Origin of the sequence: Herbaspirillum lusitanum P6-12, from assembly GCF_000256565.1 — a bacterium.
In the GTDB taxonomy this organism is placed as follows: Bacteria; Pseudomonadota; Gammaproteobacteria; order Burkholderiales; family Burkholderiaceae_D; genus Herbaspirillum; species Herbaspirillum lusitanum.
In genome coordinates, this window is sequence record NZ_AJHH01000696.1 from 1 (window position 1) to 1066 (window position 1066).

Genomic DNA, 1066 nt, shown 5'->3' on the forward strand with positions numbered 1-1066 from the left:
AGGCGCGCCACGCCGGTGGCGGCGTAGGACAAGGCGATCAGGACCAGGGCGGCGCCGATGATGCGGGTGGTTCTGGTGACGCCGGTGGTACGGATGGTGCGGGTGGTGCGATTCATCGGCTTATGGAGCGGGATAGCGCTTGTTTTGTTGAACTCATTATTGTACTTGCCCGGTACCCATCAACTCAGGCGATGCCGTCCGACGCAACGCAGAAGGAAAACCTCATGGATGCGTGCGGCGGCGGCGCCCCCGGCCAGCAATTCCGCAAAAAAAACGACGTCAGGCGGCGTTCGTGTAATTCGCGATGGCGCGTCGCGCATTTGTCAGGGCGGCGTCCAGCTCGGCTGCCTTGACCGTACAGTCGGAAGCCGACGCCGCGCCCGACAGCAGCCCTTCCAGTTCGCCGGCCAGGCGCTGCACGTCGATCACCGCCAGCGTGCCGGCGCTGCCGCGCAGCTTGTGGGCCAGGGTTTTGGCCTGCGCCAGTTCGCCGGCGTGGATATGCGCCAGGATCTCGCTGCCGGTCTTGCCGTATTGCTCGGCGAATTTGCCGAGGAACTTGCGATAGATGTCTGCGCTGCCCCAGGCTTCCAGGCCGACGGCGACGTCGATGCCGGACATATCCTGCGCCGGCAAGCTGGCCGAACCCGCTGATCCCGGCGATCCCACCGATCCTGTGCTTGCCATGCCGACGGCGGCGCTCGGGAACACGGTCGTGACCGTCGTCGACGCATACTCTGCCGGTGCTTTGCGGCGTCGTTCCAGTTCATCCGCCGACAGATGCGCGATGTGCTGGCGCACCATCGAGATGATCTGCTCGACGTTGTAAGGCTTGGACAGGAAACCGTTCATGCCGGCCGCCATCGCCGCTTCCTGCTGCGCCTTGAAGGCGCCTGCGGTCAGCGCGATCACCGGCAGCTCGCGCAGTCCCAAGGTGTCGCGGATTTCATGCGTAGCAGTGTAGCCATCCATGACCGGCATCTGGATGTCCATCAACACCAGGTCGACGCCCTGCGGACGTTCGCGCAGCCAGTCGACCGCCTCCTGGCCGTCGGCAAAAAATAAT

1 protein-coding gene is annotated in these 1066 nt (G+C 64.4%); it reads right to left on the reverse strand.

Translation table 11 applies throughout. The features are described from left to right. Positions 1-279: 279 nt before the first annotated feature. Positions 280-1066: response regulator (locus HLUSI_RS30160; RefSeq protein WP_040503803.1), on the reverse strand; the 787-nt coding region annotated here is incomplete at its 5' end.